We start from the raw sequence: 21,441 nt of genomic DNA on the forward strand, positions 1-21,441 counted from the left end.
TGGTCAGGCTTCGGCGCCGGCGGCGATGCCGGCTTCGGCGGGCGGGGCGGCGCTGGGAGCCGGGGTGGTACTGGGAGCCGGGGTGGTACTGGGGGCTGCGACGGCCAGGGCGGCTGGGGCGGCTTTGGTCGCGGCCAGGTTGCGGCCGACCACGGCCATGGTGTGCTCCAGCGCCTCGGTGGGGCTGAACTCGATCAGCTCCGTCCCGGCGAAGATCAGCGGGAGGTGGCCGGGGGCGCCGTAGTAGGCGTCGCCCGCGCGGTAGACCTCGTCGTGGTCGGCATAGCGGAACACCACTTTGCCGGTCACCACGACGCCCCAGTGCGGGCTCTGGCAACGGTCCTGGGGGAGGCCGGCGAAGAGCGGGCCCGGGTCCACGTCCGCCTTGTGGGTCTCGAACCCGACGGTGTAGCCGCCGAGTTCGGCGTAGCGGCCCTCGATGACCGGTTCGTCCAGCGCGAGCTCGGCCTCGGCCTTGGAGATGCGGGGCATGGCGTCCTCCTCGGGTGGTTCGCCCGCGGGGCGGTTCGTCCGTGGGCGGTTCGTCCGTGGGCGGTTCGTCTGTGAGGCGGTTCGTCCGTGGGCGGTTCGTCTCTGAGGAGGAGGCGTGAGGAACGGGCGCACGATGTGAGGCGGGTCGTCGTCACGTCTGCCAGTGGACGGGCTGCTCCGGCTCGTACACGCAGAGTGTGCCGGTGCGGACGGCGTTGGCCAGGTGGCGGCCGAGGGCGGGGTGGGCGCGCGAGACGCGGTCGATGGCGGCGCGGATCCTGGCGGTCACGGCCGTCCGGGCCCGTTCGGCGGCCGAGCCGGTGCGGCGCACGCGCCCGCCCAGTCCGTAGGCCGCGGAGAGCTGGCCGACGAGCGCGTCCCGTTCGACGGCGATCCGGGCGGAGCGCTCGGCGTCCCCCGCGGCGTCGGCCTCGGCGGCCTCCTCGTCCAGTTCGCCCAGTCGGCGGCGGTAGGCGGCGCGCGCGGTGGCGTCGATCAACTCGCCGGTGTCGGTGGGGTGGTGGAGGCCGAGCGCGGCCTCCACCACCTCGTCCGCCGCGGCGGCGGGCGTGGGGGTCGCCAGGTCCAGGGCCGGGACGGGCGTGCCAGGGCGGGAGAGCAGAGTGGCCAGGTCGTGCAGGCCCTTGCTGTCGGGGAGCCGCACCTCCTCCCCCGCGTACCGGAGCTGCCAGAACTCGCCCTGGCGGAGGAAGAGCCGGCCGTCCTCGGCGGGCGGTCGGCGGGTGCCCGCCTCCCGGTCGATCCGGTCGGCCAGGCGGGGTGCGCCGAGCGCGCGGGCGGTGGCCAGCGCCCGGGTGAAGTGCTCGCGGGCGGTGGCGGGTTCGCCGAGCGCGGTGGCCAGCAGGCCGAGGTGCCGGTGCACCGGGCCGCGGACGGCGGCCGCGATGCCCTCGACCGCGAGCAGGTCGCGACAGGGGTACAGGGCGTCGTAGAGCTCGCGGGCGAGCGGCTGCAGTTCGGCCTCGGCGGTCGTCCCGCCGACGAGCGCGAGCGCCTCCGCGGCCTGGGCCATCATCGGCAGCCACTCGCTGTCCACCGGGGCGGACGCCAACAGCGGTGCCACGGCCGCGAGTCGGCGCCCCGCATCGGCACGGTCGCCGAGCTGGGCGGCGATGAGCGCCCTGGTCACCCGGGGCCAGACGCCCGGCAGGCCGTCCAGCGGGGGTGGTCCGGCGAGCAGCCGGCCCAGCTCGTCGGACGCGCCCGACTCCGCACAGAGGCACCAGCGTTGCGTCGCGCCGAGGACGGCGGCATTGGCGCTCCCGGCCCGCCCGCCGAGCTCCGCCGTCTCCGCGAGGGCGGCACGGCAGTCGGCGTACCGGCCCTCCAGCAGGGCTCGCATGCCCCGCCAGAGCGGCACGTACCACGTGTAGAGCGGTCGGCCCAGCGCCCGGGCGCCCGCTTCGTACGCCTGGATCTCGGCGTACGCCTCGGCGGCCTCCCCGCGCTCCAGCAGGGCGACCAGGCGCAGGCGCCGGCCGAGCAGCTCCAGCTCCCGGTCCGGCTCCGGCAGCCCCCGCGCGAGGTCCACGATCTCCCCCGCCCAGGCCCGCCGTTCGCCGCAGTGCGCGGGCCCGGAGAGGGCGTCGCAGAGCGCGGAGAGCGCGTACGCCAGTACGGCGTCGTCCCCACTCCCCCGCGCCGCACGGACCGCCTCCTCGGCCAGCGCGAGCCGGTCCCGCTCCGGCTCGACCAGCGCGTCGGCGACGGAGAGCCGCGCGGTCACGGCGGCGAGCAGGGCGGCGTGCGGGGACGGGGTGGGGTGGGGGTCGTCGGATGCGCTCGTGCCGCCGGGCGGTGCGGGGGCGGGCGGCGCGGGGGCGGGCGAGGCAGCCAGGAGGTGGGTGCGGGCCTCGCCGAGAAGGTCGATCTGCGGGCGGTCGAGGAGGTCCACCTCGAAGCCCGCGGGGCCGGAGCCGAGGCCGAGGGCGGCGCGGGCCAGGAGGTCCGGGCGGGCGGCGCGGCGGGCGGGAGCCGCGGCGGCGAGGAATGCCTCGCGGCTCTCCTCCCGCCGGCCGGCGCCGAGGCGCGCGGCGCCGAGGCCGAGCAGGAGCGCGGCTCGGCGGGAGTCGTCCGCGCCCGCCACCTCCGCGAGCGCCGTCAGGGCCCGTTCGTACCACTGGGCCGCGTCCTCGAAGGCCAGCAGGCCGGCTGCCCGGTCCGCTGCCCGTCCGGCGAACTCCGCTGCGGCACTGGCCTGTTCGGGCCCGGCCTGGAGAAGGTGGCGGGCGGCCTCGGCCGGGCCGGTGTCGCGGCCGCGGTCGGCGAGGGCGGCCAGTACCGCGCCCGCGCGGCCGTGCAGGGCGGCGCGTTCGGCCGGGCCGAGCGCCTCGTGGACGGCCTCCCGCATCAGCTCGTGCCGGAACCCGCCCACACCCGGCTCGTCCAGCGTCAGCAGGCCCTCCGCTGCCGCGGCGGCGAGCAGCGACCTGAGCGCGCCGAGTGGTACGGCGGCGAGTTCGGCGAGCACGTCCAGGCCGAAGCGGGTGCCGAGCACCGAGGCCGCGCCGAGGACCCGCGCACACTCGTCCGGCAGTCCGTCCAGTCGCGCCGCGACCGCCGCGCGGACGGTGGCGGGCAGCGGCTCCGGCCGTCCGGCGCCGCCGTGGCGCAGCAGTTCGGTGACGAAGAAGGCGTCGCCGCCGGTCCGGTCCAGCAGCTCCTGGACGGCCGCCGGTTCGGTGCGTCCGCCGGACGCGGCGGCGAGCAGCGCCCGGACGTCCGGCTCGGTGAGCGGGCCGACCGGAAGCGTCCGGCCGGCTCGCAGGAGCGCGGCCCCGGCGGCGGTGCGCCCGTGCCAGGCGGCGCCGTCGTCGCGGGCGGTGGCGAGCAGCAGGGTGGGCGCGGTGCGCAGCGCGGCGGCGAGTTCGGTCAGCAGGCGCAGGGAGGAGACGTCGGCCTCGTGGACGTCGTCGAGGACGAGCAGCAGCGGGCGGGAGGCCGCGCCGGTGCGGAGCAGTTCGGCGAGGTCGCCGCCGAGGCGCTGCCGGGCCGCCTCCGGGTCGGCGGCGCGCGGACCGGCGGCAGGCGCACCGGCGGGCGCGACGGAAGGGGCCGGCTCGCCGGAGACCAGGGCGCGCAGCCCGGGCGAGGCCCCGACCAGCCGCCCGCAGGCGGGGTCGGCGGCGGCGAGCTCACGCGCGGCCTGCGACCAGGGGCCCAGCGCCCCGGAGCCCGCGCGGCCGCCGGACTGCGGCGGGCACCAGAGCCAGAGCACCCGGCACCCGTCGGCCCGGTGCACCGCCTCCTCGGCCGCCCTGGTCTTGCCCGCACCGGCCGCGCCGGTCAGCACCGTCAGACCGCCCCGGCCGGCCCGCGCGTCGGCGACCGCCGCCGCCAGCTCGGCCAGCAGGTCGGCGCGGCCGACGAAGGGAAGCACGGGCATCGGGCCGTCCTCTCGCCGGGGCCGGGGAGGTGCAGGGGTGGCTCCGTTCCGAGCGTAGGCCGCCGGGCCGACGCCTTGCCCGGTGGCGGGCCCGGGTGCGGCGGGCGCACGCTGGTGGTAGGCGGCCGGCGACGGCCGGCCGGGGACTCCCGGAGGTGCGAGAGCGATGGCCAAGTTCATGGACGTCCACCACGGCATGGCGGGTATCACCGAGGAACAGCTGCGGATGGCCCACCGGGCCGACCTGGCGATCGAGGGCGACGAGGGCGTGCACTTCGAGCAGGCGTGGGCCGACCCGGAGTCGGGCACCGTCTACTGCCTCTCCGAGGCGCCGTCCAAGGAGGCCGTGCAGCGCGTCCACGAGCGCAGCGGGCACCCGGCGGACGAGATCCACCCGGTGCCGCTGATGGTCTGAACGCCGACGGCCCGCGCCTCGTCCGGTCGGCACCCTGACGGTCCGGCGGTCCGGGTCGGACGGTCCGCCGGTCCGCATGGGCGCGCGTCAGACCGGCCGGACGGCCGGGATCGGCGTGAAGTGGGTGACCTCGGGCGGGTGCACCAGGTAGCGCAGCTCGCCCTCCGACCAGACCGGCCGGATCCGCCACATCGGCCCCGCGTACCCGCGCAGGGCCTCCTCGTCGCGCCACCGGCTCACCACCAGCACCCGGTGGCCGTCCTCGGTCACCGACCGCAGCAGCTCGCCGCCCAGGCAGCCGTCCGTCTGCCCGAGCTGCGGGATCACCTGTGATGTCAGCAGGGCGCAGAACTCTTCGATGTGCCCGGCCATGACCTGCCCGGCCCAGATCCTCACGATCACGGCCACCACCTCCCTGAGGCACTCCGCACCAGGCTGCGGGCCGATGGAAACACCACAATTATCCGCCGCGGCGCCGTTCCGGCACCTGCCCCTTTTACGGCGCCCGGTCGGTGCTCTCGCAGCACCCGCGCGCAGGGTGCCCGACCAGTCCCGATCAGCCCCCGGACGGGGCGGACGGGGCTTCCGGACAGGGCTTCCGGACCGAGCTTCCGAACGGTCGAGGGGGCTCCGCTAGATTTCCGGTATGACCAGCACACCGGAGACTGTCGTTCCGTCAACCACCGGGCCGGGCGGGCCCGCCCCGCAGGGCGCGCAGGGGAGCCTGTTCGAGGCGCTCCGCGCGGATGCCGTGAAGGACGCGGCGGACCTGCGGGAGATCTACGAGCAGCCGAGCGACCATGCGCGGCGCAAGCAGGTGGACCGGATCCACGAGGTGGCCCGGCAGCTGATCGCCTGCTCGTCACTGGTCTTCGTGGCCAGCGCGGACGCGGCCGGGCGGTGCGACGTGTCTCCGCGCGGCGGGCCGGCCGGGCTGGTCTCCGTCCTGGACGAGCACACGCTGGCGATTCCGGACGCCACCGGCAACAAGCGGCTGGACACCCTGCACAACGTCATCGAGACCGGGCAGGTCGGGCTGATCTTCGTGGTGCCCGGCCGGGACACCACGCTGCGGGTCAACGGGCGGGCCTGCGTCTCCACCGATCCGCGGCTGCTGGAACAGCTGACGGCGGTCGGCAAGCCGCCGCGCAGTGCGATCGTGGTGGCGGTCGAGGAGGTCTACGCGCACTGCCCGAAGGCGCTCCTGCGCGGTTCGGCGTGGAAGCCGGAGAACTGGCTCGCCAAGGACGCGCAGCCCACCTCGGCGGCGGTCACCCTCTCCCACCTGCGGGACCCCTCGCTGACGATCGAGATGATCGAGCAGAACGAGCGGGAGGCGCTGCTGTACCGCTACGAGTAGCCGGGCGGTCGGCGCACGGCGGAGCGGTCGAGCGGAGGCGCGCAGAGGCGCGGAGCCGCAGACTCGCAGAGCCCAGACGTAAGGGCGCGCCGACGTCCAGGCGCGCAGACGTGCGAGAAGACCGTCCCGGGTGCTCGGCCGGGGCCGGTCTCCTCGCTCCTACTTCCCCCGCCCCCCGCACCGGCCCGCGCGGTGGGCGGCCTCCGCCCGTGGGCGGCCGGCGTCAGGCAGCCGCGGCCTTGGGAACGTCCACCACGTTCGCGCCCACGGCCGCCCGCTGGACGGCCTCGACGCCCTTGTGCGCGGCCTCCTTGCTCGCGTAGCCCTGGCCGGTCGCGACGATCTCGCCGTTGCCCGCCTTGAGCCGGAAGCGATACTTGCCGCCGGCGTCCTCGTAGACCTCGAACTTGCCCGTCATCCGGGCCACCTCCTCAGCGGGGCGCGCGGCGCGCCCTCCTGCACCGTGCGACCGCCCGGGGGCCCGCCGCACCTGATCGGCGGCCGGACGGGTGAAGCCCCGCCGTGGGGGGTTCGCGGGCGTGCCGGGGCGGCGGGTGGTCGCTTGAATGGACGGATGGACTGCGTCTTCTGTGCGGTGGTGGCGGGCGAGGAGCCCGCGCACCGGGTGCTGGACGACGAGGCGGCGGTGGCCTTCCTGGACCGGCGGCCGCTCTTCCCCGGCCATGTGCTGGTCGTTCCGCGCGCCCACCACCGCACGCTGGCAGACCTGCCGACGGCGGAGGTGGGCCCGTTCTTCCTGCAGGTGCAACGGGTGGCGGCCGCCGTGGAGCGCGGGCTCGGGGCGGCGGGCAGCTTCGTCGCGGCGAACAACCGGATCAGCCAGTCGGTGCCGCACCTGCACGTCCACGTGGTGCCGCGCAATCCGAAGGACGGGCTGCGCGGCTTCTTCTGGCCGCGCGGGAAGTACCCGGACGAGGCGGGCGCGGCGGAGGTCGCCGAGCGGCTGCGCGCCGCGCTCGCCCCGTCCTGACGTTCGCCGGCCGGGCGGCTCAGCCCACCCGGACGTTGTCGAGCACCCAGTACCAGTTGTTGCTGCCGGTGTACCGGAACCGCAGCCGCAGCCGGCTCGCACCGGCCGGGACGGCCAGGGCCAGCGTCTGCCGGCCGTTGGTCTCCGCGCTGTAGCTCTTGACGACGACCGGCGTCCCGCCGTCCCAGACCGCCAGCACCTGGGCGGTCTGGCTGCCCTCCTGCTGGTAGTAGGTCGTGAACGAAACCGGGACGCTGCTCAGCCCGGCCACCGGGTACTCCGGGCTGACGAGGGTGGAGTCGTAGCCGCCCTTGAACGTCTTGTCGGCCCACTCGTCGGAGTCGGCGACGGCGAAGACGTTGCGGGAGCGGACGTTCAGCTCGCGGTACTGGTCACGCTGGGTCCGGGTTGCCGGGGTTTCGTCCCGGTCGTGAACAGCGCCGGAATTCGGTCCAGACCCGTTATCGTTCAGTGATCACGTGGGCGGCGCGGGAGGCGCCGTCAGAGCCCGGGCCGCCGAGCCCGGGAGGGCCTGGGGATCGCCCTGGGGTCGGCCGCGTCCGGGGCGACCCCAGGCCCGGGGTCGTCTCCGGGGTCGTCCGCGTCCGGGGTCGGCGGGCGCGCCGGTGGTCAGTCGGCTTCTAGGCGGGTGGTGAAGCTGAACCGGTCTCCGCGGTACAGCGATCGCACCCGCTCCAGCGGCGCGCCGGCCGCGTCCCTGGTGAGCCGGTGCAGCAGCAGCATCGGCAGGGCGGGTGGCGTCCCGATCAGCAGTGCCTCGCGCGGCGAGGCGAGCACCGTCTCGATCCGCTCGTCGGCCGCGCCGAACTCGATGCCCGCCTTCTCCTTCAGGTAGACGTAGAACGACGAGCCGGGGTCGAACTCCCGGTCCAGCTCCGGGACCCGCGCCACCGCCAGATAGGTGCTCTCCAGACCGACCCGCTCGCCGTCCGCGAGCAGCACCCGCTCCAGATGCCAGACCTGCTCCCCCACCCCGATGCCCAACTGCCCGGCCAGCAGCGGATCGGCGGCGAACCGCTCCAGCCCGATCAGGCTGCGGCCCGGCACCCGCCCCTGGCGGCGGACGCCCTCGGTGTAGCTGGCCAGCGACAGCGGCTGCTCCAGCTTGGGACCGGCCACCACGGTGCTGCGGCCGCGCCGCCGGACCCGCCCCTGGATCAGCAGGTCACGCAGCGCCTGCCGCAGCGTCTCGCGGGCCACCTCGAAGCGGGCGGCGAGGTCGCGCTCGGTCGGCAGCACGCCGTCCTCGCCGAGCTCGTCGAGCAGCGCCTCCAACTGGCCCTTGACGGCGTAGTACTTGGGCACCCGGCCGTGCTCGGGGATACCCGCACGGATCGGCGCGCCGAGGCCGGGCAGGGGGTCGCGGGCCCGGGGTTCTCGTCCATCCGGCCATCCTCGCAGACTCGGGCGGGCGTCCGATCGAGGCCGAACCGACGGATGCGCCGCGTTCGGACCAGGGGTGCGCCGGGGTCGCCCCAGGGGCGCCGTGGGGGTTTCCCGGGGGTCGCCCGGGAGGCCCGGCGGGGGTCCATGGGGCCCGCGGAGGGATCCACCGGGGGCCGATCCCGGACATCGCGCGGGCCGATCCCGGCCCAATCCGCGGCCAACCCCTTGACAGGTATAGACCATTCCGCTTGAGTCTCGGTCAGCCCCGCACCCGGCCCGCACCCCGGTCGGCCCGTCCCCCCACGACGCGCCCCCGCGCGGGGCACCGAGGCCCCGGCACCACCGTCCCTGTCCCACCGATGTGCGGCCCCCACCGCACAAGGGGTGATCACGTGTCAACGAAACGCCTGCTCGCACTGCTCTCCGCCATAGTCACGGCACTCTCGCTCGCGCTACTGCTGCCCGCCGCCAGCGCCAGCGCCGCCGCCTGCGCCGCCCCCTGGAACGCGGCCACCGCCTACACGGGCGGCGCCGCCGTCTCCTACAACGGCCACAACTGGTCCGCCAAGTGGTGGACCCAGAACGAGACCCCCAGCACCGCCGGCACCGGCGTCTGGGCCGACCAGGGCGCCTGTGGCGGCGGCCCGACCGACCCGACGCCCACCCCGACCTCGGGAAGCTGCGCCTACCCGGACTGGGCCGCCGGGCGCACGTACACCACCGGGAGCATCGTCCGCTACACCAACGGCGGGCTCTACCGGGCCACCCACGACAACCCGGGGTACGACCCGGTGATCAGCACCTGGTACTGGGAGCCGTACAGCTGCGGTCCGACGCCGACGCCCACCGGCACTCCGACCACGACCCCGAACCCCGGCGGATTCCCGGTCAGCCAGGCGCAGTTCGACCAGATGTTCCCGAACCGGAACTCCTTCTACACCTACCAGGGCCTGCTCGACGCACTCGGCGCCTACCCCGGCTTCGCCAACACCGGCAGCGACACCGTCCGCAAGCAGGAGGCCGCCGCCTTCCTCGCCAACGTGAATCACGAGACCGGCGGCCTGGTCTACGTGGTCGAGCAGAACACCGCCAACTACCCGCACTACTGCGACACCTCGCAGCCGTACGGGTGCCCGGCCGGACAGGCCGCGTACTACGGGCGCGGTCCGATCCAGCTGAGCTGGAACTTCAACTACAAGGCGGCCGGCGACGCCCTCGGCATCGACCTGCTGCACAACCCCGGCCTGGTACAGACCGACCCGGCCGTGGCCTGGAAGACCGCGCTCTGGTACTGGAACACCCAGACCGGCCCCGGCACCATGACCCCGCACAACGCCATGGTCAACGGGTACGGCTTCGGCGAGACCATCCGCAGCATCAACGGCTCCCTGGAGTGCAACGGCGGCAACCCCGCGCAGGTGCAGAGCCGGATCAACGCCTACCAGGACTTCACCCGGATCCTCGGTACCGTCCCCGGTTCGAACCTGGGCTGCTGACGCTTCGACAGCTCTCAGCCCTGTCATGCGCCGGTACGCCCCTGCTTCGCCCCGATACCTCACGGGGAGTAGCGGGGGCGTACCTCGGGTGGAGGACCGGCGGGGGTGCGGAATCATCGTCACGGCGGACGACGGGTGGATGGTGGCGGCCTAGGCTCGCAGCCATGAACGACCTTGGCAGCCTTGTCCAGCAGACCGCCGACCGGCTCGCCGGCCAGCAGGTCGGCGCCGTGGTGGCCGGCCTGGCCGGCGGCGCGGTGGAGATCCGCGGCGCCGGAAGCACCTCCGCCGGCCCGGGCGGCAGCGTGCCCGGGGCACAGACACTGTTCGAAATCGGCTCGGTCACCAAGGTGTTCACCTCGCTCGCCCTGGCCCGGCTGGTGCTCGCGGGCTCGGCCGCGCTCGACGAACCACTGGCCCACGTCCTGGCGGACGCGCTGCCGCCCGGCGTCACCGTGCCCACCAAGGGCAGCACCCCGATCACCCTGCAAGACCTGGCCACCCACAGCTCCGGGCTGCCGCGACTCCCCGCGGGGATGCTGCTGCGGGCCCTCGTCACCCCCAACAAACCGGACCCGTACCGCCATTGCACCACCGACACCCTGCTGGCCGGGCTCGCCCGCACCAGACTGCACGCGGTGCCCGGCCGGAGCTTCCGCTACTCCAACCTCGGCGCAGGCCTGCTCGGCCTAGCCCTCGCCCACCGGGCCGGCACCGGCTACGAGGAGCTGGTCACCCGGGAGATCTGCGAGCCGCTCGGGCTCGCCGACACGGTGATCACCGTCGACGAGGAGCGCACCGGCCGCCTCGCCCACGGTCACACGCCGGGCCGGCGCCCCGTCCCCGGCTGGCACCTGGCCGACCTCGCGGGCGCCGGCGGACTCCGCTCGACCGCCGCCGACCTCGCGACGCTCCTGCGGGCCCAGCTGGCCTCCGCCGCCCCTTCCGCCACCACCCTCGCCGCGGCACCCGAGGCCTCATCGCTGGCACCCGCCATCGCGCTCACCCGGGAGGTCAAGCACCACGTCAACCCCTTCGCCTGGATGCACCTCGGCTGGCTCGCGCACCGGCTCCACCCCAGGCAGGGCGGCCACCTCCAGATCTGGCACAACGGCGAGACGGGCGGCTTCCGCTCCTTCGTCGCCTTCGACCCCGAGAAGCAGGTCGGCGTCATAACCCTGGCCAACACCCGCCGTTCGGTCGACCCGGCCGGGGTGTCCCTACTGCGCAGCCTGCAGAACGGCCACGCGACGCGCGGTGGCGGGGCGCAGGCGCGGGGCCGGGCGTAGGCGCGGGCCGGACGGGGCGCAGCGCACGCCGCAGGGGTACAGACGGGGGCGGGGGGTGACTCGCGCCGCCCCGGGGGCGCGCGCCAGGGCGGCAGCAGGCAGCGAATGACCGCACCCGAGTGGCCCGGACCACAACTTCATAGCGTTGGAATTCCAAACTCACCAGCTCTATAGTGAGTTTGCTTTTCCAACCACCCCTCAGAGGAAGGCAGCCGCCATGCGTGACGCCGTGATCGTCGAAGCCGTTCGTACCCCCATCGGCAAAGGCAAGCCCGGAGGCACCCTCTCGTCCGTCCACCCGGTCGAGCTGCTCGCGCACACCCTCCAGACCCTGATCGGCCGCAGCGGCGTCGACCCGGCGCTGGTCGACGACGTGATCGGCGGCTGCGTCGACCAGGTCGGCGAGCAGGCCATGAACACCACTCGGTACGCCTGGCTGGCCGCCGGCCTGCCGGACTCCGTCCCGGCGACCACGGTCGACCGGCAGTGCGGCTCCTCCCAGCAGGCCGTCCACTTCGCCGCACAGGGCGTGATCGCGGGCGCGTACGACATGGTGGTGGCGTGCGGGATCGAGTCGATGAGCCGCGTGCCGATGTGGTCCAACGTGCCGCCGGGAGCGGACCCGTTCAGCGCCGCGATCGCCGCCCGCTACCCCGGCGGGCTGATCCCGCAGGGCGTCAGCGCGGAGCTGATCGCCGCCAAGTGGTCCGTCTCCCGCGAGGCGATGGACGCGTTCGCCGCCGGTTCGCACGCCAAGGCCGCGCACGCCCACGCCACCGGCCTGTTCGAGGCGGAGCTGGCACCGGTGACCACCCCCGCCGGACTCGTCGCCATGGACGAGTCGGTCCGCCCCAGCACCACGCCGGCGATCCTGGCCGGCCTCCGCCCGTCCTTCGCCGACCCCGGCTTCGCCGAGCGGTACCCGCAGATCGACTGGTCGGTGACGGCCGGCAACAGCAGCCCGATCAACGACGGCGCCTCGGCCGTCCTGATCACCAGCAGCGAGACGGCGGCGCGGCTCGGCCTGCGCCCGCTGGCCCGGCTGCACTCCTTCGCGGTGACCGGTTCGGACCCGTTGCTGATGCTCACCGGCGTCATACCCGCCACCGAGAAGGTGCTCGGCCGGGCCGGCCTGTCGCTGGCGGACATCGACCTGTTCGAGGTGAACGAGGCGTTCGCCAGCGTCGTGCTGGCCTGGCTCCAGGAGACCGGCGCCGACCCGGCGAAGGTGAACGTCAACGGCGGCGCGATCGCGCTCGGCCACCCGCTCGGCGCCAGCGGCACCCGGCTGATGACCACCCTGGTGCACGCGATGCGCGAGCGCGGGGCGCGGTTCGCACTGCAGACCATGTGCGAGGCGGGCGGCCTGGCCAACGCCACCATCCTGGAGGCGCTGGACTGACACCGGCCGACCGGTCGCACCCGGGAGGCCACCCCCGGCCCGCTCCCACCGCGTCTGCGCGCCCGCGCCGCCGCCCCGACCGGTGCGAGCACGCGGTGGGGGCGGGCCGGTGCACGTGAGACTGCGTACCGTCGGGCACCCCACCGTCCGCTTCCGTACCGTCCGCTTCCGTATCGTCCCGTTCCGCTCCGTCTCGTCCCGTGGAACGAGCGGGGCCGTGGGGCTGCGTGGGAAGATGGCAGGGCTGGTGGAAACGATCTCCGGGCGGTTCTCTGGCCATGGTGAACGAGCAGCGTGATGCCGGCGAGCCCAAGCGGCCGCGTCAGGATGCCCTGCTGATGGTGCCGATCGCGACCGCGCTGATCGAGGCCGACGGCCGGATCCTGCACTGGAGCAACGACGCCGAGGCACTGCTCGGTTACACGGCCGAGGAGGCGATCGGCGCGCGGGCCGCGCAGCTGCTGGCCTCGGACGAGCAGCGGCCGGAGGTGCTGGAGCTGTTCCAGGAGATCCTGGACGGCCGCGGCTGGTCGGGTGTGTTCCCCGTCCGGCACCGGGACGGGCACCTCGTCAATCTTGAATTCCGCACCCACCCGATCTCGGGACCGGGCGGCAGCCCGCTGGTGCTCGCGGTGGCGTCCGACGTGACGACGCTGCGCCGGATCCAGGCGGATCTCGCCGTCCTCGACGGGTTCTTCACGCAGTCCCCGGTCGGGATGGGCGTGTTCGACACCCGGCTCGCCTTCGTCCGGCTGAACGACGCGCTGGCCCGGGTGAACGGCCTGCCCGCCGCGGCGCACGTGGGCCACCGGCTGAGCGAGCTGCTGCCCGGGATCAACGGCGAGGAGAGCGAGGCGGTGATGCGGCAGGTGCTGGAGAGCGGCGAGCCGGTGGTGGACTCGCGCTCGCACGGCCGCACCCGGGGCGATCCGGAGCACGATCACGCCTGGTCGGCCTCGTACTTCCGCTTGGAGGACCCGGCCGGGCAGGTCCTCGGGGTGAGTTCGACGGTCATCGACATCACGGAGCGGTTCCGTGCGGACGCCAGGGCGGCGCGGGCACAGGAGCGGCTGTCGCTTCTGGTGGACGCCACCGCGTCGATCGGCACCACGCTGGACCTGCGGCAGACCGCGCGCGAGCTGGCCGACGCCATGGTGCCCAGGGTCGCGGACATCAGCGGCGTGTTCGCCCTGGAGGCCCTGGTCGCGGGGCGCAACGTGGAGCCGCTGGACCCGTCCACCGCGCAGCTGGTGCGCCGCCTGGCGCTCGCCACCACCGACCCGCTCTACCCGGCCGAGGCGCTGCCGGTGGACACGGTGTACGAGGTGGCGCCGGACTCGCCGTACGCGCGGGCGCTGGCGACCGGGCGAACCGTGGTGGTTCCGTCCTGGGAGCTGCCGCTGCTGAGCCAGGGGCTCTCGGAGAGCCGCCGCCAGGCGTATCTCGGCGACCGGCCGCGTTCCGTGCGGATCACTCCGCTGGTGGCGCGCGGCACCACGCTGGGCATGGTGGTGTACTCGCGGCGCGGCGAGCGGGAGTCCTTCGTCGAGGCCGACATCACGCTCGGTGACGAGCTGGCCCTGCGGGCCGCCGTGGCGATCGACAACGCCCGGCTCTACCTGCGCCAGCACCAGACCGTGCTGGCCCGGCAGCAGGCGCTGCGCGAGGCGAAGGCCGCGCAGGAGCGGCTGGCGCTGGTCAACTCCGCCTCGGCGCGGATCGGCACCACGCTCGACCTCGCCCAGACCGCCAAGGAGCTGGCCGAGGTGGCGACGCCCCGGCTGGCCGACACGGTCGTGGTGGAGGTGCTGGACGACCTCGTGCGCGGCGAGCGCGAGGCCCGCCCGCTGGCGGACGGTTCGGCCGTGCTGCGCCGGATGGCCTTCCACTCGGCACACGGCTCGACGCTGGAGCCGATCGACCGCACCGACGGGGTGCAGCGGTTCCGGCCGGGATCGCCGTATGCGTGGAGCCTGGCGCACCGCAAGCCGGTGCTGGTGCCGCGGATGGACGCGGCGGGCATGGCCTGGTTCACCGACGACCCCGTCCGCACGGCCGCGGCCAGGAAGCAGAACGTGCGCTCGTTCATGGTGGTGCCGCTGATCGCCCGGGGCTCGCCGGTCGGTGTCGCCGCGTTCTACCGGACGGTGGTGGAGCGGCCGTACGAGGACGACGATCTGGCGCTGGCCGGGGAGTTGGCGGTGCGGGCGGCGGTGTCGATCGACAACGCGCTGCTGTTCACCCGGGAGCGCGACGCGGCGGCCGCCCGCCAGCGCGCCCTGGACGAGGCGTGGGCGGCGCAGCAGCGGCTGTCGCTGCTCAACGAGGCCAGCACCCGGATCGGCACCACCCTGGATCTGCACCGCACCGCCGAGGAGTTGGTGGAGGTGGTGATCCCGCGCTTCGCCGACTTCGTCACCGTCGACCTGCGCGAGGCGGTGCTGAGCGGCGACGAGCCCAGCCCCGTCCCGGACGACGGCACGGTACTGCTGCGGGCGGTCGCCGTCGGCGAGGCCAACGCGCGCGGGGTGCTGGCGGGCGCCGCCGACCAGGTCGGCGCCAACTCCCAGTCCGCACGGGTGTATGCGGAGAGCCTGCGGACGGGGCGCTCGATCCTGGTGTCGGAGGTGGACGAGGCGGCGCTGCGGCGGATCGTCGCCTCGCCGGACCGGGTGCAGCCGGGCCTGGAGGCCGGGGTGCACTCGTACCTGATGGTGCCGCTGCTGGCGCGCGGACTGGTGCTGGGGGGCGCGGAGTTCATCCGGATCCGCAACCAGGTGCCGTTCGGCCAGGCCGACCGGGCGCTGGCCGAGGAGCTGGCCGCCCGGACGGCCCTGGCGATGGACAACGGCCGGCTCTACCGACGCGAGCGGGACACCGCGCTCACCCTGCAACGCAGCCTGCTGCCGCAGGAGATCCACCGTACGCTGGGCCTGGAGATCGCCTACCGGTACCTGCCGAGCAGCGTGGTCAGCGAGGTCGGCGGCGACTGGTTCGACGTCGTGCCGCTCTCCTCGGGTCGGGTCGCGCTGGTGGTCGGCGACGTGATGGGCCACGGCATCCGGGCCGCCGCGACGATGGGCCAACTTCGCACGGTGGCCCGTACGTTGATCACGCTTGAACTGGATCCGGCGCGGGTGCTGCACCGGCTGGACGAGGCGACCACGGCGCTCGGCGAGGGCCAGTTCGCGACCTGCGTCTGCGTGGTGTACGACCCGGTGGACCGGCACTGCACCGCCGCCTGCGCGGGCCACCTGCCGCCGGTGGTGGCCGACGCCGAGGGCGGAGCCCGGCTGCTCGACCTGCCGCCGGGGGCCCCGCTGGGGGTCGGCGGGGTCCCCTTCGAGAGCGTCGAGTTCACGCTCCCGGAGGAGGGCATCCTGGCGCTGTACACCGACGGACTGGTCGAGCGCCGGGGCCGCGACCTGGACGAGGGCCTGGACCAGCTCTGCCGGACCATCGCCGACCGGCGCCGCTCGCTGGAGCAGACCTGCGACGCCGTCCTGGCCGAGCTCACCGGCCGCACCAGCGAGGACGACATCGCGATCATCCTGGCGCAGGTCCGGCCGGCCGGCTCGGACCGGATCGCCACCCTGCCGCTCACCGACGACCATGCGATGGTCGCGCACTCGCGCCGGTTCACCCGCGACACGCTCATCGGCTGGGGGCTCGCCCCGCTCGCCGACTGGGCCGAGCTGCTCACCAGCGAGCTGATCACCAACGCCCTGGTGCATGCCGGATCCCCCACCCAGCTACGGCTGTTCTACAACCGGCTTCTCACCGTCGAGGTCGCCGACCGGGACGCTGAGTCGCCCAGGATGCGGCGCGCCCGCGAGGAGGACGAGGGCGGGCGCGGCATGCACCTGGTCAACGAGCTCGCCCACCGCTGGGGCAGCCGGCGCACCCGGGACGGCAAGGTGGTCTGGTTCGAACTGGAGCTGCCGCCGGGCACGCCGGCCCGCTGACCCGCCGACCAGGCACGACAACCGCCGTTTGTCGCCGCCGCCGTGCGGTTGTTCGCCCGCGCGCACCCCGAGGAGCTTGGCTTGGTCCCGGCAGAACGACCGATCCCGAGCACCAGGAGCAGACCATGGACCAGCTCGACCCCCGTACCGTCGTGGAGCGCTACGTCACCGCCATCGCGACCGGCGACCTCCCCACCGCGGTGGCCTCGTTCGCCGAGCACGCCACGTGGTCCTACCCCGGCAACCTGCCGCTGTCGCGCGTCTGGAGCGGCCGGGACGCCATCGTCGAGGACTTCCTCGGCTCGGTGGGCACCCTGTTCGCCCCCGACGGCGCCCCGCAGGTGACCCTCACCGGCCTGCTGGCGGACGGCCCGCAGGTGGTCGCCGAGTGGACCGCCAAGGGCACGGCGGCCGACGGCAGCGCGTACGACAACCAGTGCCTGGGCATCTTCACCGTCGAGAACGGCCTGATCACGGCGGTGCGCGAGTACCTGGACACCCACCACGCGGCTCTCACGCTGTTCGCGGACCGGTCCGCCTGAGCCCCTGTCCGGGCCGCCCGGGAGCCGCTGGGTGGCCCTCCCCGGGCGATCGCGCCCAGGTCCTGGCCGGCCCTAGTCGGGCAGCAGCAGGTTGACGTCGCCGAACTCGTGCCACAGGTAGCGGTGGCGGACCGCCTCCGCGTAGCAGCGCTGCAGCAGGGGGCGGCCGGCGACGGCGGCGAGCATGAGCAGGTGGGAGGCGCGGGGCTCGTGCCAGCCGGTGAGGAGGCCGTCCACGGCACGGACGCCGCGCTCGGGGGTGATCACCAACTCCGTCCAGCCGTCGGCCTGGTGGACGGTGCCGTCCGGAGCGGCGGCCGACTCCAGGGCACGGACGGCGGTGGTGCCGACCGCGATCACCCGGCCGCCGCCGGACCGGACGTGGCCGACCAGGCGGGCGGTGGCGGCCGGCACCTGGAACCGTTCGGCGTACGGGGCCTCGTGCGCCTCGGGGGAGGCGACGCCGGTGTGCAGGGTGATCGGCGCGACCAGCACCCCGCGGCCGGCCAGCCGGGCCACCACTTCGGCGGTGAACGGTCGGGCGGCGCTGGGCATTTCGCTGCTGCCCGGGACGGCTGCGAAGACCGTCTGGTACGCCTCGATCGGCCAGTCGCCGTCCACGTAGCCGTACCGGATGGCCTTGCCGTGGCGGGCCAGATAGCCCAGCAGCGGTGCGGGTAGGTCGAGTCGGGCGTGCCAGAGGCGGGCGGTGAACGCCTCGACCAGCTCGGCCGAGCCGCCGCCCGGCAGCGCCACCCGCAGCCCCGGGCGGGCCGGGGACTCCTCCGGCGGGTAGTAGTCGGCGGCCTCGCCGGGTGCCGGCCGGCGCAACTCCACCAGGAAGGAGCCGCGTTGGTCGGGCTGGGCGGAGGAGAGGTGCAGCGCGACGGGGCCGCCGTCCGGCAGCCGGCCGGCCAGCGCGGCGGGCAGGGTGGCCGAGTTGTTGACCACCAGGAGGTCGCCGGGGCGCAGCACCGCGGGCAGGTCGGTGAACCGGCGGTGCTCGACGGCGGTGCCGTCGCGGCGGCCGACCAGCATCCGCACGCCGTCGCGGGCGGTCCCGCGAGCCTCCGCGGGTGCGCGGGCGGAGAGTTCGGGCGGGACGGTGACGTCGATCCCGGGGTCGGTGAGTGCGGTCATCGGTCACTCTGGGCAGTGGCTGCGGTGGCAGGGGCCGTGGCAGTGGCAGTGGCCGTGGCAGTGGCCACGGTGTCGGTGGCCGTGTCGGTGACGGCGAGCAGGTCGGCGGCCCGGTAGCGGCCGGAGGCGGGACGGTCGCGGAGCAGACCGAGCAGGGCAGGGGCGACGGCCTCCGGCAGCGGCTCGGCGGAGATGTCCTCGCCCGGGCACGCCTCCTGGTACATCCTGGTCCGCATGGTGCCCGGGTCGACCGCCCAGACGTGCAACTGCGGCTCCTCCCGGGCCAGTACGGCGGAGGCGTGGTCCAGCGCGGCCTTGCTCGCGCCGTATCCGCCCCATCCTTCGTAGGCCTCGACGGCCGCGTCGGAGCTGATGTTGAGCAGGGCGCCGGAGTGCGCGCGCAGCTGCGGCAACAGGAGCTGGGTCAGGGCGATCGGCGCGAGGGCGTTGACCTCGAACATCTCCAGCAGGTCGGGAAGCGGGACGTCGGCGAGCCGGGGCAGCGGCTCGCCGCCCGCGTCCGAACCGTTCAGCGTGCCGGCGTTGTTGACCAGGAGCGTCGCGCCGCCGAGCGCGGCAGCGGCCTCGGCCAGGCGCGCGCGGTGGTCGTCGTCGACGACCGAACCGGCCGGCGCGGTGACCTTGGTGACGGCGGCCAGCTCGGCCTCGGCGGCGGCGAGCGCGGCCCGGTCGCGCGCCGTGATCACCAGCTGCCAGCCGGCGGCGGCCAGCGCCCTGGCGAGCGCCAGACCGAGGCCGCGCGAGGCGCCGGTGATCACTGCGACGGGCTGGGCGGTGTCCTGGGCGACGGGCTGGGCGGTGTGCTGCGATGCGGTGTTCATGGCACCACGATCGCCCCGGACGGCCGCCGCCGGATCGGCCACCCGGCCCGGGACCGGGTCGTCCCTTGGGCCTAGGGCTGGATCAGGAGGCCGAGAACGCGCGCCGCCCCGGTGTCGTCGCCGGTACGCCGGTAGGCGTCCGCCGAGGCCTCGTACGCGGACCGGACCTCGGCGGCGGGGTGGCCGGCCGTGGCCCGGCTGATCGCAAGCCCCTTCAGCGCCTTGGCCTCCATCGGCGTCGACTCGGACTCCCCCGGCGCGGTCCCGGAACGTCGTCGCGTCGCCGTGCGCGCCGGGGCTCAGGTGCACGTCCGCGTCGCTGGCCCCGTCGACGTAGTACCGCAGCAGCCGGTGCGCGGCCGCGTCGCTCGCCGCGCCCGGGCCCGGGGCGTGTCAGGCAGTTGCCGCCGGGCGCGCGACGCGAACCGTCGGACGCGCCCTACGGCGCGTCGGGCACGGTGGCCGGGTGCTCCCGGCCCTCCGGCCATCCCTCCGGGCCCGCCCAGGCGGCCGGGTCCGACCAGGCGGCGAGCGTGCGGCGGCTCTCGAAGCGGCGCGGGCGGCCGGTCAGCGGGTCGGTGAACTCGACGGTGGAGGCGAGCAGTTGCAGCGGACGACGGAAGTCGTCCGGGGCCGCCTCCGGCAGCAGCAGCGGGTACACCGGGTCGCCGAGGATCGGCAGGCCCAGGCCGCTCATGTGCAACCGCAGCTGGTGGGTGCGCCCGCTGAGCGGGAGCAGCCGGTAGTGGCCGAGGCCGTCGCGGTGCTCGACGAGCTCGATCCGGCTCTCGCTGTTCGGCGGGGCGTCCAGCTCCCTGGCCGCGATCACGCCGCGCTCCTTGACGATGTGGCTGCGGACGGTGCGCGGCAGCGCGAGCGCCGGGTCGTACGGCGCGATCGCCCGGTACTCCTTGCGGACCAGCCGGTCGCGGAAGAGCGTCTGGTAGGCGCCGCGCTCCTCGGGGCGCACCACGAACATCGCCAGGCCCGCCGTCAGCCGGTCCAGCCGGTGGGCCGGGCTGAGGGCGGGGAGGTCCAGCGAGTGCCGCAGCCGGGAGAGCGCCGTCTCCACGACGTGCCGGCCGCGCGGGGTGGTGGCCAGGAAGTGCGGCTTGTCGACCACGACGAGGTGCTCGTCGCGGTGCACCACCGCCACCTCGAACGGGACGGGGACCTCGTCCGGCAACTCGCGGTAGAGCCAGAGGTGCGCCCCCGGCCGGAACGGCTCGTCCGGCCCGATCGGCCCGCCCTGGCCGACGATCTCGCGGCCGTGCAGCAGCGCGTCGATCCGCTCCGGCGCCACCGTGGGCAGCCGCTCGGCCAGGTACGCGCGCACCGTCGGCCAGGGCCCCTCGACGGGCAGCCGCAGGTGCACCGGGTCCACCCCACGGCGCTGTGGAAGGGGGGCGACCGGCTTGCTCTTGCGTCTCATCTCGCCGCCAGCCTATCCGGGCCGTCGCCGGCACCCCGGGGCGGCCAAGGGGAGGCCGGGGCGGTCGGCGGGAGGGCGGGGCGCCCCCGTCCGACGTGCCGATGCCGGCCGCCGCGGTGGAGAGTGGACGGTGAGGCCCCCGCCGACCCCGCTGGAGGCGTACGCGTGACCGTCGACCGACCGCAGGACGCGGTGCCGCCGCTGCACCTGCCGCGGCGAACGAGGCTGCTGCTCGCCGGCGCGTACCTCCTGCTGGTCGCGGCCGTGGTGGCCGACCTGGTGTCCGGGCCGGGGACGACCCTCTCCCCCGTGCTCGCGGTGGCGCCGGTGCTGGCCGGGGCGACCACCCGGCGGGCCCGGGTGCCGCTGCTCACGGGGGCGGCCGCCATCGTCGCGGTCGGCCTGCTGGAGGTCACCAACCGCGGCCTGCCCGTCTCCGTCCACCTGACCGCGCTGATCACCGTGCTCGCCGCCACGCTGGCCAGCGCCGGGAACGTGGTGCTGGTGGCCTCGCGGGAACGCGAGCTCTTCCAGGTCCGCACGGTGGCCGAGGCGGCGCAGCGGGCGCTGCTGCGGCCGCCGCCGGAGCGGCTCGGGCCGCTGCGGGTGGCGGTGCGGTACGTCGCCGCGGCCGCCGAGGCGCGGATCGGCGGGGACCTCTACGAGGTGGCGCAGGGCCCGTACGGGATCCGGATCCTGCTGGGGGACGTGCAGGGGCACGGGTTGCCGGCGGTGGAGACGGCGGCGGACGTGCTGGGGGTGTTCCGGGAGGCGGCCCGCACGGAGCCGGAGCTGGCCCGGGTGGCGGAGCGGCTGGACTCGGCGCTGGCGAGCCGCCCGGTGAACGAGCGGTTCGTCACGGCGCTGCTGCTGGGGGTGGACCCGGCGGGCGGCGCGGCGCAGCTGGTCAACTGCGGCCATCCGCACCCGCTGCTGCGCACGGCGGGCCGGGTGAGCGAGCTGGAGCCGCCGCAGCACGCCCCGCCGCTGGGGCTGCTCGACCTGATGGGCGGGAGCTACCGGGCGGGCGGCTTCGAGCCCCGGGCGGGTGACCTGCTGCTGCTCTACACCGACGGCGTGTCGGAGGCCCGGAACGCGGAGGGCCGGTTCTTCCCGTTGGCGGAGCGGCTGACGGGGGCGTCCGCGGGGAGCCCGGAGGACGTGCTGGACGAGCTGCTGGCGGAGGTCCGCGCCTGGGTGGACGTCGCCGGCCTGGCCGACGACGCGGCCCTGCTGGCTTTGCGCTGGGAACGCTGAGCGGC

General features: G+C 75.2%; 19 protein-coding genes. 9 read left to right on the forward strand and 10 right to left on the reverse strand.

Going from position 1 to position 21,441, the window contains the following annotated elements; genetic code table 11:
* Positions 1 to 3 precede the first annotated feature (3 nt).
* Both ACZ3YO_RS03605 and ACZ3YO_RS03610 read right to left on the reverse strand, forming a co-directional pair.
* Entirely contained in the window at positions 4 to 492 is a 489-nt protein-coding gene (locus ACZ3YO_RS03605) for a cupin domain-containing protein (RefSeq protein WP_465564333.1), read from the reverse strand.
* A gap of 151 nt (positions 493 to 643) precedes the next feature.
* Entirely contained in the window at positions 644 to 3,898 is a 3,255-nt protein-coding gene (locus tag ACZ3YO_RS03610; RefSeq protein WP_465564336.1) for an AAA family ATPase, read from the reverse strand.
* 166 nt (positions 3,899 to 4,064) lie between these two features.
* Here ACZ3YO_RS03610 and ACZ3YO_RS03615 point away from each other — a divergent pair, with 166 nt between their 5' ends.
* Positions 4,065 to 4,313, forward strand: coding sequence for an SCO4226 family nickel-binding protein (locus ACZ3YO_RS03615; protein WP_465564338.1), 249 nt, complete (start codon positions 4,065 to 4,067; stop codon positions 4,311 to 4,313).
* Positions 4,314 to 4,400: 87 nt separating this feature from the next.
* Here the strand turns inward: ACZ3YO_RS03615 and ACZ3YO_RS03620 are convergent, their stop codons facing one another.
* On the reverse strand, positions 4,401 to 4,715 hold the full coding sequence (locus tag ACZ3YO_RS03620; protein WP_396323896.1) for an antibiotic biosynthesis monooxygenase family protein: 315 nt from the start codon (positions 4,713 to 4,715) through the stop codon (positions 4,401 to 4,403).
* A 244-nt stretch (positions 4,716 to 4,959) separates the two neighbouring features.
* Between ACZ3YO_RS03620 and ACZ3YO_RS03625 the strand changes: the two genes are divergently transcribed.
* Complete coding sequence (locus tag ACZ3YO_RS03625) at positions 4,960 to 5,673, forward strand: MSMEG_1061 family FMN-dependent PPOX-type flavoprotein (RefSeq protein ID WP_465564342.1); 714 nt, start codon at positions 4,960 to 4,962, stop codon at positions 5,671 to 5,673.
* Between the two features lie 223 nt (positions 5,674 to 5,896).
* Here ACZ3YO_RS03625 and ACZ3YO_RS03630 read toward each other — a convergent pair whose 3' ends face one another.
* Positions 5,897 to 6,091, reverse strand: a complete 195-nt coding sequence (locus tag ACZ3YO_RS03630; RefSeq protein WP_465564344.1) for a YegP family protein — start codon at positions 6,089 to 6,091, stop codon at positions 5,897 to 5,899.
* A gap of 156 nt (positions 6,092 to 6,247) precedes the next feature.
* Here ACZ3YO_RS03630 and ACZ3YO_RS03635 point away from each other — a divergent pair, with 156 nt between their 5' ends.
* Positions 6,248 to 6,664 (forward strand): HIT family protein, encoded by a 417-nt coding sequence (locus tag ACZ3YO_RS03635; RefSeq protein WP_465543740.1) that lies wholly within the window; start codon positions 6,248 to 6,250, stop codon positions 6,662 to 6,664.
* A gap of 19 nt (positions 6,665 to 6,683) precedes the next feature.
* Here the strand turns inward: ACZ3YO_RS03635 and ACZ3YO_RS03640 are convergent, their stop codons facing one another.
* Positions 6,684 to 6,935, reverse strand: coding sequence for a hypothetical protein (locus ACZ3YO_RS03640; protein ID WP_465564349.1), 252 nt, complete (start codon positions 6,933 to 6,935; stop codon positions 6,684 to 6,686).
* A gap of 359 nt (positions 6,936 to 7,294) precedes the next feature.
* Positions 7,295 to 8,086 (reverse strand): GntR family transcriptional regulator, encoded by a 792-nt coding sequence (locus ACZ3YO_RS03645; protein ID WP_465565203.1) that lies wholly within the window; start codon positions 8,084 to 8,086, stop codon positions 7,295 to 7,297.
* A 377-nt stretch (positions 8,087 to 8,463) separates the two neighbouring features.
* Here ACZ3YO_RS03645 and ACZ3YO_RS03650 point away from each other — a divergent pair, with 377 nt between their 5' ends.
* The 5 genes from ACZ3YO_RS03650 (at position 8,464) to ACZ3YO_RS03670 (ending at position 16,765) form a co-directional block, all read left to right on the forward strand.
* Positions 8,464 to 9,567: a glycoside hydrolase family 19 protein gene (locus ACZ3YO_RS03650; RefSeq protein WP_465564351.1), complete on the forward strand. Its 1,104-nt coding sequence runs from the start codon at positions 8,464 to 8,466 to the stop codon at positions 9,565 to 9,567.
* 164 nt (positions 9,568 to 9,731) lie between these two features.
* Positions 9,732 to 10,856 (forward strand): serine hydrolase domain-containing protein, encoded by a 1,125-nt coding sequence (locus ACZ3YO_RS03655; RefSeq protein ID WP_465564354.1) that lies wholly within the window; start codon positions 9,732 to 9,734, stop codon positions 10,854 to 10,856.
* Between the two features lie 217 nt (positions 10,857 to 11,073).
* Positions 11,074 to 12,258, forward strand: a complete 1,185-nt coding sequence (locus ACZ3YO_RS03660; protein ID WP_465564357.1) for a thiolase family protein — start codon at positions 11,074 to 11,076, stop codon at positions 12,256 to 12,258.
* A 278-nt stretch (positions 12,259 to 12,536) separates the two neighbouring features.
* The gene (locus ACZ3YO_RS03665) at positions 12,537 to 16,223 is read left to right on the forward strand and encodes a SpoIIE family protein phosphatase (RefSeq protein ID WP_465564360.1); all 3,687 of its coding nucleotides are present in this window, start codon (positions 12,537 to 12,539) and stop codon (positions 16,221 to 16,223) included.
* Positions 16,224 to 16,348: 125 nt separating this feature from the next.
* On the forward strand, positions 16,349 to 16,765 hold the full coding sequence (locus ACZ3YO_RS03670) for a nuclear transport factor 2 family protein (protein WP_396323887.1): 417 nt from the start codon (positions 16,349 to 16,351) through the stop codon (positions 16,763 to 16,765).
* A 72-nt stretch (positions 16,766 to 16,837) separates the two neighbouring features.
* Here the strand turns inward: ACZ3YO_RS03670 and ACZ3YO_RS03675 are convergent, their stop codons facing one another.
* The 4 genes from ACZ3YO_RS03675 to ACZ3YO_RS03690 form a co-directional block, all read right to left on the reverse strand.
* Entirely contained in the window at positions 16,838 to 17,905 is a 1,068-nt protein-coding gene (locus ACZ3YO_RS03675; RefSeq protein ID WP_465564364.1) for an S-adenosylmethionine:tRNA ribosyltransferase-isomerase, read from the reverse strand.
* Positions 17,902 to 18,747: an SDR family NAD(P)-dependent oxidoreductase gene (locus tag ACZ3YO_RS03680; protein ID WP_465564366.1), complete on the reverse strand. Its 846-nt coding sequence runs from the start codon at positions 18,745 to 18,747 to the stop codon at positions 17,902 to 17,904. Before ACZ3YO_RS03680 ends, ACZ3YO_RS03675 begins: the two co-directional genes overlap by 4 nt.
* Positions 18,748 to 18,818: 71 nt before the next feature.
* Entirely contained in the window at positions 18,819 to 18,980 is a 162-nt protein-coding gene (locus ACZ3YO_RS03685; protein WP_465564369.1) for a hypothetical protein, read from the reverse strand.
* A 206-nt stretch (positions 18,981 to 19,186) separates the two neighbouring features.
* Positions 19,187 to 20,179, reverse strand: a complete 993-nt coding sequence (locus ACZ3YO_RS03690; RefSeq protein WP_465564371.1) for a pseudouridine synthase — start codon at positions 20,177 to 20,179, stop codon at positions 19,187 to 19,189.
* 165 nt (positions 20,180 to 20,344) lie between these two features.
* Here ACZ3YO_RS03690 and ACZ3YO_RS03695 point away from each other — a divergent pair, with 165 nt between their 5' ends.
* A complete protein-coding gene (locus tag ACZ3YO_RS03695; protein WP_465564374.1) occupies positions 20,345 to 21,436 on the forward strand; it encodes a PP2C family protein-serine/threonine phosphatase in 1,092 nt (363 codons plus the stop codon).
* The last annotated feature ends 5 nt before the right edge of the window (positions 21,437 to 21,441 follow it).

The organism is Kitasatospora sp. NPDC022785 (assembly GCF_055561295.1).

Excerpts from the sequence above, each read along its gene's own strand:
- ACZ3YO_RS03605 (WP_465564333.1), bottom strand. The coding sequence starts at position 492 with ATGCCCCGCATCTCCAAGGCCGAGGCCGAGCTCGCGCTGGACGAACCG.
- ACZ3YO_RS03610 (WP_465564336.1), bottom strand. The coding sequence starts at position 3,898 with ATGCCCGTGCTTCCCTTCGTCGGCCGCGCCGACCTGCTGGCCGAGCTG.
- ACZ3YO_RS03615 (WP_465564338.1), top strand. The coding sequence starts at position 4,065 with ATGGCCAAGTTCATGGACGTCCACCACGGCATGGCGGGTATCACCGAG.
- ACZ3YO_RS03625 (WP_465564342.1), top strand. The coding sequence starts at position 4,960 with ATGACCAGCACACCGGAGACTGTCGTTCCGTCAACCACCGGGCCGGGC.
- ACZ3YO_RS03630 (WP_465564344.1), bottom strand. The coding sequence starts at position 6,091 with ATGACGGGCAAGTTCGAGGTCTACGAGGACGCCGGCGGCAAGTATCGC.
- ACZ3YO_RS03635 (WP_465543740.1), top strand. The coding sequence starts at position 6,248 with ATGGACTGCGTCTTCTGTGCGGTGGTGGCGGGCGAGGAGCCCGCGCAC.
- ACZ3YO_RS03655 (WP_465564354.1), top strand. The coding sequence starts at position 9,732 with ATGAACGACCTTGGCAGCCTTGTCCAGCAGACCGCCGACCGGCTCGCC.
- ACZ3YO_RS03660 (WP_465564357.1), top strand. The coding sequence starts at position 11,074 with ATGCGTGACGCCGTGATCGTCGAAGCCGTTCGTACCCCCATCGGCAAA.
- ACZ3YO_RS03665 (WP_465564360.1), top strand. The coding sequence starts at position 12,537 with ATGGTGAACGAGCAGCGTGATGCCGGCGAGCCCAAGCGGCCGCGTCAG.
- ACZ3YO_RS03670 (WP_396323887.1), top strand. The coding sequence starts at position 16,349 with ATGGACCAGCTCGACCCCCGTACCGTCGTGGAGCGCTACGTCACCGCC.
- ACZ3YO_RS03675 (WP_465564364.1), bottom strand. The coding sequence starts at position 17,905 with ATGACCGCACTCACCGACCCCGGGATCGACGTCACCGTCCCGCCCGAA.
- ACZ3YO_RS03680 (WP_465564366.1), bottom strand. The coding sequence starts at position 18,747 with ATGAACACCGCATCGCAGCACACCGCCCAGCCCGTCGCCCAGGACACC.
- ACZ3YO_RS03685 (WP_465564369.1), bottom strand. The coding sequence starts at position 18,980 with ATGGAGGCCAAGGCGCTGAAGGGGCTTGCGATCAGCCGGGCCACGGCC.
- ACZ3YO_RS03690 (WP_465564371.1), bottom strand. The coding sequence starts at position 20,179 with ATGAGACGCAAGAGCAAGCCGGTCGCCCCCCTTCCACAGCGCCGTGGG.